We start from the raw sequence: 10,335 nt of genomic DNA on the forward strand, positions 1-10,335 counted from the left end.
ATCACCCAAATGGCACTCGGGATACGCACAACAACGGTGCGTGGCCGTGCATCCAGTTGCGCGAAAAGCGTGCATCCGTGCCTGCACGAATGACTATAGACACTGCGTGATACACTGCCGGCCATAGTTTCCAGGACATATCCCATGCTCGCGCCCAAAGACTTCCTCGACGCCCTGAGCGGCACCGCCTCCCGCCTGTTCAGCGGCGACACGCCCTTGCCAAAAGCCGAAATCGAAAGCCAGTTCAAAATGCTGCTGCAAAGTGCCTTCAGCAAACTGGACCTGGTGAGCCGCGAAGAGTTTGACAGTCAGATGGTCGTGCTGGCGCGCACTCGCGCCCGGCTCGAGAGCCTTGAGGCGAAGGTGGCGGAGATGGAAGCGAAGCTGACGCCGCCGGCTGAGTGAGGCCTCATTCCAGCCCGCAACTGGCTGGAAGAATTTCGTTCATGCTTGTGCCACTGAGCAAACATGCATAACCTCGGGATACGCGAGTGTGTCCACTAAGGATGCGCAGGCCTTGGCCTCACCGAAGCCTGCAACTGAAAACCGTCTCCTCAAGACGGTTTTTTTTCGCCTCGAGATAGCTGCGACAATCGGTTTTCTGAGGAGTAGTCACAGTAACTGTTCAGCTCCCAGCCGTACGACCTGGGATTCAGATCAAGCGCAATGCACTAGCCGCTCTACTTGGTGACGGATGGAAGCTCCTCTCTCAATTTCATCTTTTCGCAAATCGTAAGTCGACTGAAGATTCATCCAGAACTCAGGTGTGGTGTTGAGGTGGATGGCCAGCCTGATTGCCAGATCGGCGCAGATCCTGAGTTGGCATTTCACAAGCTTCTCGATCTCGGTTTCAGGCCAGTTTGTGGGCATGGCCAAGTCCATGACCGTCACGCCCAACGGCTCCATGAATTCCTTATTCAGAACCTCCCCCGGATGAATCGGGCGCATACCATTGCGGTCCATTTTTCGCCTCCAAAGGCTGCATTGAGCGGCCAAACTGGAGCATCCGATTCGGCTATTCAAGACCTCCGCCACCGTTTCGCCGACGTCCTACAACCATCAAAGCATGGCCCTACAAGAATCACCTCTCGCGCCCGATTACGTGATTTTTTACTTGTAGTTACGCTCGTGGCCATCACCTACGCTGATCGATCCAACACGTCGAGTTCAGAAGGATCAAATTGATTGCCAGACATTCTGGTTCTGGACTACCTCTTGTCTGATTTGCTCACACAAAAAGAAAACACGCTAGTTCAGCACCCAGATGGCAGTTACATCTTTGGTGCGATCCCCGACATGCCAAAATTCGGCTTGCCAGGTGGGAAGATTTATTTGCGAATAGGTATTCACCGCCGAGCGAATAGTGGTTTGGCGTAGTACACATATGGGAAGCGCACAGAGCCGATTTGCTCAAGCATGGTTGCCAGACTGTCGATGGGGTAGCAGCGATTGTTGCGAAAATGATCGTCCCAGGAGCGCAAATCTATTGCGAGTTCAAAGAACAGCGATGCGGAAACAGGGTCGCGGTACTGAGAACATCCATGGGAACACTGATTCTTGAACCGCGACACGAGCGCGCCACAGGATTTGGTTACTTCGTGGTGACTTGGTACCCGCAAAAGCGCGCACATGGCACGTTGGTGGGGCAGATACCACGAGCACCATCCAATCAGAAATAAAAAAGGCGTCCGAAGGACGCCTTTTGAATATTTTTGAGGAGTAGTCGCAGCGATTCTTTAGCTCCCGGCTTTAAATCCATGGGTTCAGAATCCGACAGGCTATCCCGTCGTCACTACTTCAGAGAAACCAGCTTTCTCTGCTGCCAAAAATGCGGGGGAGCTTTTGCTGGTGCCCAGTCCCGACGAATGCGCAGTTGCAGTCCTCGAACGGAATGATCCGTCAATGCCGGCCGTGAGTCAACGCTCCAATTCAGGGAAGCAGTGACACTGCCGTCAGGTCTTGATACGTCTTGTAAACCTCAATTCATACACTGAAACCCGGCTCAACTACCCTTCAAAAACCCGCAGGAAGCGGCCCCTCGATTCAACTCAAGGAACGACCATGTCCCTCGCCATCGTCCATAGCCGCGCCCAGATTGGCGTGGATGCTCCCGCCGTCACCGTCGAAGTTCACCTCGCCAACGGCTTGCCCTCGCTGACCATGGTCGGCCTGCCCGAAGCGGCGGTGAAGGAGAGCAAGGACCGGGTGCGCAGTGCGATCATCAATTCCGGGCTGCAGTTTCCGGCGCGGCGGATCACGTTGAATCTGGCGCCGGCGGACTTGCCCAAGGATGGTGGGCGCTTCGACCTGGCGATTGCACTGGGGATTCTGTCGGCGAGTGTGCAGGTGCCAACGTTGACGCTGGATGACGTGGAATGCCTCGGTGAGCTGGCGTTATCCGGCGCAGTGCGGGCGGTGCGTGGGGTGTTGCCAGCGGCGCTGGCAGCACGCAAGGCCGGGCGGACGTTGGTGGTGCCACGGGCGAATGCCGAGGAGGCTTGTCTGGCGTCGGGGCTGAGGGTGATTGCGGTGGATCATCTGCTGGAGGCCGTGGCGCATTTCAATGGGCATACACCGGTCGAGCCGTATGTCTCGGATGGGCTGATCCATGCCGCCAAACCTTATCCCGACCTGAATGAAGTACAGGGCCAACTGGCCGCCAAACGGGCGCTGCTGATTGCCGCCGCCGGTGCGCACAACCTGCTGTTCAGCGGGCCACCGGGGACGGGCAAGACGTTGCTGGCCAGTCGATTACCGGGGTTGCTGCCACCGCTGGCCGAGAGTGAAGCGCTGGAGGTGGCGGCGATTCAATCGGTTGCCAGTGGCGCACCGTTGACCCACTGGCCACAGCGCCCGTTTCGCCAGCCGCATCACTCGGCCTCTGGCCCGGCACTGGTCGGTGGCAGCTCAAAACCACAACCCGGCGAAATCACCCTCGCCCATCATGGTGTGCTGTTTCTCGATGAACTGCCCGAATTTGATCGCAAGGTGCTCGAGGTGCTGCGCGAACCGCTGGAATCCGGCTGCATCGTGATCGCCCGTGCCAAGGAACGGGTGCGGTTTCCCGCGAGATTCCAGTTGGTGGCGGCGATGAATCCCTGTCCCTGTGGATATCTTGGCGAACCGAGCGGCAAGTGCTCATGCACGCCGGACATGGTGCAGCGCTATCGCAACAAACTGTCGGGGCCGTTGCTGGATCGGATCGATCTGCACCTGACGGTGGCGCGGGAGGCGACAGCACTGAACCCTGCGGTAAAACCGGGAGAGGACAGCGCCAGCGCGGCCACGCTGGTCGCCGAGGCCCGCGAGCGTCAGCAAAAACGCCAGGGCTGCGCCAATGCGTTCCTCGATTTGCCGGGACTGAAGAGGCACTGCAAGTTATCCACAGCCGATGAAACCTGGCTGGAGACGGCGTGCGAAAGACTGACTTTGTCGCTGCGCTCGGCGCATCGACTGCTCAAGGTCGCGCGGACGTTGGCGGATCTGGAGAAGCGCGCGGATATCAGTCGCGAGCATCTGGCCGAAGCGTTGCAGTATCGACCGGCGACTCAGTAAGTGCCGAGGTCGTGGCGGGCCCAAACGCAAGCAGGCTCGCTCTCACAGGTCCAACAAAAACCCTGTGGGAGCGAGCCTGCTCGCGATCGCTATTTCAGAGGCGCCTCAACGGAAGCGGTCGACCTCTTGGCGCAGGTCGGCTGCCAGACCTTCCAGCTCCTTGGCGGTGATTGCCAGGTTCGACACCACTTCGCGCTGCTCGCTGTTGGCCATCGCGATGCTCTGCAGATTGCTGCTCAACAGCGTCGCGGTGCTGCTCTGTTCCTGGGTCGCGGTGGTGATCGCCGCAAACTGTTGCCCTGCCGAACGGCTCTGCTCATCGATCCGCGCCAGCGCCGAAGCGACGTTGGCGTTACGCGACAGGCCTTCCTGCATCAGCACGTTGCCTTGTTCCATGGTGCTGATTGCGTTGCCGGTTTCCTGCTGAATGCTGTGGATCATGCCGGAGATTTCGTCCGTCGCCTGACGGGTGCGGGACGCCAGATTGCGCACTTCATCGGCCACCACGGCAAAGCCGCGACCTTGTTCACCGGCACGGGCCGCTTCGATGGCAGCGTTGAGCGCCAGCAGGTTGGTCTGCTCGGCAATCGAGGTGATCACGCTGACGATGCCGCCGATTTCCTGGGAGCGCTGACCGAGCGTGTTGATCACGGTGGCCGTGGTGTTCAGTGCGCCGGCAATCTGCTCCAGCGAGGAAGACGCTTCTTCCATCGACGTGCGACCGATCTGAGTCTGCTGGGCATTTTCCTGGGCCAGACGCTGGGTGTTGCCCATGTTGTCGGCAATGTTCAGCGACGTGGCGGAGAACTCTTCAACGGCGCCGGCCATGCTGGTGATTTCGCCAGACTGTTGCTCCATGCCTTCATAGGCGCCACCAGACAGCCCGGACAGGGCTTGAGCCCGACGGTTGACCTCTTCCGAGGCGCGGCGGATGTGCTCGACCATGGTCGACAGGGCCTGGCTCATCTGGTTGAACGCGCGAGCCAACTGGCCAATTTCGTCGTTGCTCGACACGCTCAGACGTACGCTCAGATCACCGGCACCCAAGGCTTCGGCCTGACGGACCAGATCACCCAGCGGCGCCAGCTTGCTGCGCAGCAACCAGACCACGGAACCGACCGCCAGCAGCATCGCCAGCAGACTGCCGATGGCCAGCTGAGTGCCGACGCTCCATGTAACTGCGCGGATCTCGGCTTTCGGCATGCTCGCCACCACCGACCACGGGCCGCCTTCGAACGGCACGGCGATGCTGTAGAAGTCTTCGGACTTGTCGCTCCAGAACTGTCCTTTACCCGGCGCTTTCGCCAGACCGTTGATCACAGGAACCGCTTGATCCAGCGCCTGCACACCGGCCGGCGCGACCAGCCACTGGTTCTTTTCGTCCAGCAGCGCCAGCGAGCCGGTCTGGCCGATACGGAAGCGCTTGAGATTGGCGAACTGGGCGTTCTGCGCGTCGGTGTAATCGAAGCCGACGAACAACACCGCGATCACCTTGCCGCTGCTGTCACGCACCGGGGTGTACTGAGTCATGTAGGAACGATCGAACAACAAGGCGCGCCCGACGTAACCCTGCCCCGCCATCAATTTCGCATAGGCCGGGTGGGCGTGGTCGAGCACGGTGCCGATGGCGCGGGTTCCGTCCTGTTTGCTCAAAGAAGTGCTGACGCGAATGAAGTCTTCGCCGCTGCGCACGAACAGCGTGGCGACACCCGCCGTCATCTGTTTGAACTCGTCGACTTCCTTGAAGTTGTTGTTCAACACTTCGCTGCCCAGGTGCAGGCCCGGGGTCTGGGTGCCCGCGACATTGACCGGCTCGCTCGGGTGAATGCTCAGACCCGCGCTAAAGCGCTTCTCGAACAGCCCGCTCAGGCGCTGGGTGCTTTCACGCAGCGTGCCGTGAAAAGTGCTCAGCTGATCGGCGAGCAGGCGTGCCTCGCTGGCCAGGTGTTCTTCACGGGTGGCGAGGTTGGCGGTGTCCAGCGAACGCAGGGCGAACACCGTACTGCCGCTGATGACTATCGCCAGTATCACGGCGAGCGCGAGGCCCAGCTGCGAGGCGATCCGAGCGCGAGGTTGAGACATGGACAGCTCCTGGCCGAGCCACGGGATCCTCCTTGATCCCGACTCGGAAATTTTCTAATAGTGGGGGTGAATAGTGGAGACCGGCACGACGGTTCCACATGCACGTATTCGGCGGTAAAACCGAATACTTGAGCGAACAGCAGGGTTATGGCGAAAGGCCGGCATTGTGCAGGCTCGAACGTTTCAGCTCAAGCGCGTGACCGCCGGCAGCGACATGGCGCGGACTTCGCCTTGCAGGAAGTCGCTGAGGCGGCGCAAACGTTCACCTCCCGGACGGGTCTTTGGCCACACCAGGTAATAATTCAGTCCGCTGGCGACCGCCGTCGGCCACGGCAGACTCAGGCGTCCTTGCGCAACGTCTTCAGCCACCATCAGCAGATCGCCCATGGAAACCCCATAGCCCCGAGCCGCCGCAATCATCCCCAGTTCCAAGGTATCGAACACCTGCCCGCCCTTGAGCGACACCTGATCCGACAGCCCCATGTGTTCCAGCCAGCTGCGCCAGTCCCGGCGATCCGGCGTCGGGTGCAGCAGCTCGGCGCTGGCCAGCCGCGCCACGTCCCACGGCTGATCGTTGAGCAGGTTCGGCGCGCCAACCGGAATCAGCTCCTCCGGAAACAGCAGGCTGGCTTCCCAGTCCGGCGGGAAATGCCCGTCACTGAGCAACACCGCGCAATCGAAGGGTTCGTTGTTGAAGTCCACCGAATCCACGTCCATCCACGCGCTGGTCAGTTGCACCTCGTTACCTGGCTGCAGATGACGAAAGCGACTGAGCCGCGCCAGCAACCAGCGCATGGTCAGGGTCGACGGGGCTTTCATGCGCAGGATGTCATCTTCGGCGCGCAAGGTATTGCAGGCCCGTTCCAGCGCGGCAAAGCCATCACGGATGCCCGGCAGCAGCAGGCGCGCCGACTCGGTCAGTTGCAGATTGCGCCCGCTGCGGTGGAACAAGCGGCAGGCGAAGTGCTCTTCGAGCGTACGGATGTGCCGGCTCACCGCACTTTGAGTGATCGACAACTCTTCGGCTGCCCGGGTGAACGAACTGTGGCGGGCCGCCGCTTCGAATGCGCGCAGGGCATACAAGGGTGGAAGACGACGGGACATGCACAACGCTCCAATGGCGGGATTGCGCCAACTTAGCAGAATCGCGGCAGGATGAGTTTTAATCATGCCACCCATCCTTTTTATCCCTTTGTGCAACCCGCGCCAAACCCTGAGAATCGACGGTCTCTTGCTCCCTCTTCTATAAGGATGTGAAAACATGCAGCGTCCTGTGCGTACCGAACTCTGGGCCATCCTGCGGCTGGCGGGGCCGTTGATCGCCTCGCAGTTGGCGCACATGTTGATGGTGCTGACCGACACCCTGATGATGGCCCGCCTCAGCCCCGAAGCGCTGGCCGGCGGTGGCCTGGGCGCGGCAAGCTATTCGTTCGTGTCGATCTTCTGCATCGGCGTGATTGCGGCGGTCGGCACCCTGGTGGCGATTCGTCAGGGCGCCGGCGACATCATCGGCGCCGCCCGCCTGACTCAGGCCGGGCTTTGGCTGGCGTGGCTGATGGCGCTCGGTGCCGGGTTGCTGTTGTGGAACTTGAAACCGGTGTTGCTGCTGTTCGGCCAGACCGAGACCAACGTCAACGCCGCCGGGCAATTTCTGATCGCCCTGCCGTTCGCCCTGCCCGGCTACCTGAGTTTCATGGCCCTGCGCGGTTTCACCAGCGCCATCGGCCGGGCAACGCCGGTGATGGTCATCAGCCTCGCCGGCACGGTGGCCAACTTCCTGCTCAATTACGCGCTGATCACCGGCATGTTCGGCCTGCCGAAACTCGGGCTGACCGGTATCGGCCTGGTCACGGCGATTGTCGCCAACTGCATGGCACTCGCACTGGCCTGGCACATTCGCCGGCATCCGGCCTATGACGCCTACCCGTTGCGCGAAGGCCTGTCGCGGCCGAACCGGCAGTACCTGAAAGAACTCTGGCGTTTGGGCCTGCCGATTGGCGGAACCTACGCGGTGGAAGTCGGGCTGTTCGCCTTCGCGGCGCTGTGCATGGGCACCATGGGCAGCACGCAACTGGCGGCGCACCAGATCGCCCTGCAAATCGTCTCGGTGGCGTTCATGGTTCCGGCGGGGATGTCGTATGCGATCACCATGCGCGTCGGCCAGCACTACGGCGCCGGGCAATTGAGCGATGCGCGGATGTCCGGGCGGGTCGGCATCGTCTTTGGTGCGGTGGTGATGCTGGGGTTTGCGATGGTGTTCTGGTTGTTGCCGAATCAACTGGTCGGTTTGTTCCTCGACCATAACGACCCGGCGTTTGCCGAGGTGATTCGTCTGGCGGTGAGCCTGCTCGCCGTGGCAGCGTGGTTCGAGCTGTTCGACGGCACGCAGACGATTGCCATGGGCTGCATTCGCGGGCTCAAGGATGCCAAGACCACATTCCTGGTCGGGCTCGGTTGCTATTGGCTGATCGGCGCGCCGGCGGCGTGGCTGATGGCGTTCCATCTGCACTGGGGGCCGACCGGCGTCTGGTGGGGCCTGGCGCTGGGGCTGGCGTGTGCGGCGGTGAGCCTGACGCTGGCGTTCGAATGGAAGATGAAGCGGATGATTCGGCTCGAGCCGCAACCTCAAGACTTCAAGATCGCTCAGCCCGAGTGAGTTTCACTGTGGGAGCGAGCTTGCTCGCGATAAGGGTGTGTCAGTGACTAATCGTTCGACTGATACTCCGCCATCGCGAGCAAGCTCGCTCCCACAGGGTCTTGAGGCTAAACCACAATTCCCAGCGGTGGCTGACTGGCATCAGCCACCAGGTAATCAACCAGTTCCGTCAACGGCAACGGCTTGCTGATCAGGTAACCCTGCACCTGATCGCAACCGAACCCGCGAAGCAGATCCAGCTGCTCCCGGGTTTCCACCCCTTCGGCCACCACTTCCAGATGCAGGTTGTGCGCAAGGTTGATCATCGCGTGCACCAGTTTGCGGTTCTCTTCGCGCTGCTCCATGCCGCCAACAAAGCTCTTGTCGATCTTCAACAACGTGATCGGCAGGCTGTTGAGGTGCACGAACGATGAGAACCCGGTGCCAAAATCATCCAGCGAAAAACGCACGCCGAGGCGACCGAGCGCGTCCATGGTCTGCTTGACCAGATCGCTGCGGCGCATCACGGCGGTTTCGGTGAGTTCGAATTCCAGCCATTGCGCCTCGACCCCGCGCTCGGCGATCAGACGGCTGAGCGTCGGCAACAACTGGCTGTCCTGAAACTGGCGGAACGACAGGTTGATCGCCATGTGCAGCGCCGGCAGTCCGCGCTCGCGCAACGCCTGCATGTCGCGCAGGGCCCGGGAAATCACCCAGTAACCCAGCGGCACGATCAGACCGCTCTGTTCGGCCAGCGGCACGAATTCGCTCGGTGGCAGCAGGCCGCGTTCACTGTGACGCCAGCGCACCAACGCTTCGAGGCCGACGATCTGGCCGTCCTGCAGGTTCAGGCGCGGCTGGTAGTGCAACTCCAGCTCGTCGCGACGCAAGGCCCGGCGCAGCTCGCTTTCGAGGTCGGCCATGCTTCGCGCGTTGCGGTTGATTCGTTCGTTGAAGATGTGAAAGGTGCAGCCCTGAGTACTCTTGGCCTGCTGCATGGCGATGTGCGCGTGCCACATCAGCGGATCGGCGCCGCCCTGGGCACGGGCATGGGCGATGCCGAGGCTGGAGCCGATCAGCAGGCTTTCGCCATCGACCCAGTAAGGTTCGGCCAGGGCTTCAGTGATGCGTTCGGCCATCCACTCGGCCCGTTGCGGGGCGCGGCGGGTGTCGATCAGCAAGGCGAACTCATCGCTGCCGAGGCGCGCCAGTTGATCGCCGACTTCCAGCTGGCTTTTCAGCCGCGCGACGACTTGCAGGATCAGGCGGTCGCCGGCCTGGTGGCCGAGGGCGTCGTTGGCGTGGCGGAAGTTGTCGAGATCGAGGTGCCCGAGGGCCAGGCCACGGCCGTCGTTTTCGGCGAGGCGCGCCGTGAGCAGGGTCTGGAAGCCCTGACGGTTGGCGATGCCGGTCAGCGGATCCTGTTCGGCCAGGCGTTGCAGGGTGTTTTCCAGCACGCCACGTTCGCGCACATGCCGCAGGCAACGCCGGAGCATGCCGGCATCGAGGGCATCGAATACCAGCCAGTCGCTGACGCCGTCGGGCGCGGTCGCCGGTTCGTGTTCCAGAAGCAATACCGTCGGCAGGCTGCAACGGCCGGGCGCCGGCTGCAACGCGGGAACGGTCAACAACACCGCGTGGCGGTTGTCTTCGAACAGACTGCTGACCGACTCCCAGTTCGGCGCGCTGATCAGCACCGCCGCACTCCCCAACGGAGCCAGACACTCGCGCAATAACGCTGTCCACGCTGGCTCTTCGGCCAGTAGCAGCAAACGCAAGGGTTCGACAGGCGTAGTCAAGCTGACTCCCTAGACTCTGCAATGATGTGGGCGGCGGGCATTATGCCGTTGCGGCTACCAATGACCAAACGACAACGGTTATCAAAACGTTATTTTGTGTCACGAATGAGAACATTAGCCGCAAAATCACCGCGCATCCTGCGTGAAAGTAACAAAACCGGCAAATTTGAATCGCGTGCTGCGTCACAAGTCGGAGAGAGCAGCACAAATCGCTGAGCCTGTTAAAATGCCGGCCCATTTCGTCAACGACTCCCGAATTTTCGT

General features: G+C 61.2%; 7 protein-coding genes. 3 read left to right on the plus strand and 4 right to left on the minus strand.

Annotated features, from left to right (window positions below; all coding sequences use genetic code 11):
• Positions 1-144 precede the first annotated feature (144 nt).
• Entirely contained in the window at positions 145-405 is a 261-nt protein-coding gene (locus AC0R79_RS29550) for an accessory factor UbiK family protein (protein ID WP_007920416.1), read from the plus strand.
• A 252-nt stretch (positions 406-657) separates the two neighbouring features.
• Here AC0R79_RS29550 and AC0R79_RS29555 read toward each other — a convergent pair whose 3' ends face one another.
• The gene (locus AC0R79_RS29555; protein ID WP_474732656.1) at positions 658-963 is read right to left on the minus strand and encodes a HigA family addiction module antitoxin; all 306 of its coding nucleotides are present in this window, start codon (positions 961-963) and stop codon (positions 658-660) included.
• 1,098 nt (positions 964-2,061) lie between these two features.
• Between AC0R79_RS29555 and AC0R79_RS29560 the strand changes: the two genes are divergently transcribed.
• Complete coding sequence (locus AC0R79_RS29560; protein WP_474732658.1) at positions 2,062-3,555, plus strand: YifB family Mg chelatase-like AAA ATPase; 1,494 nt, start codon at positions 2,062-2,064, stop codon at positions 3,553-3,555.
• 105 nt (positions 3,556-3,660) lie between these two features.
• On the opposite strand, the gene AC0R79_RS29565 is transcribed toward AC0R79_RS29560, so the two are convergent.
• Positions 3,661-5,637, minus strand: coding sequence for a methyl-accepting chemotaxis protein (locus tag AC0R79_RS29565; RefSeq protein WP_474732660.1), 1,977 nt, complete (start codon positions 5,635-5,637; stop codon positions 3,661-3,663).
• A 183-nt stretch (positions 5,638-5,820) separates the two neighbouring features.
• Positions 5,821-6,741, minus strand: a complete 921-nt coding sequence (locus AC0R79_RS29570; RefSeq protein ID WP_127800610.1) for a LysR substrate-binding domain-containing protein — start codon at positions 6,739-6,741, stop codon at positions 5,821-5,823.
• A gap of 157 nt (positions 6,742-6,898) precedes the next feature.
• Between AC0R79_RS29570 and AC0R79_RS29575 the strand changes: the two genes are divergently transcribed.
• Positions 6,899-8,293 carry a NorM family multidrug efflux MATE transporter gene (locus AC0R79_RS29575; protein ID WP_085606085.1) on the plus strand — a complete coding sequence of 465 codons (1,395 nt, stop codon included), beginning with the start codon at positions 6,899-6,901 and terminating at the stop codon, positions 8,291-8,293.
• A gap of 107 nt (positions 8,294-8,400) precedes the next feature.
• Here AC0R79_RS29575 and AC0R79_RS29580 read toward each other — a convergent pair whose 3' ends face one another.
• Positions 8,401-10,071, minus strand: coding sequence for a putative bifunctional diguanylate cyclase/phosphodiesterase (locus tag AC0R79_RS29580; RefSeq protein WP_179693290.1), 1,671 nt, complete (start codon positions 10,069-10,071; stop codon positions 8,401-8,403).
• Positions 10,072-10,335: the final 264 nt, after the last annotated feature.

It is taken from the genome of Pseudomonas sp. HD57-3 (assembly GCF_056113135.1).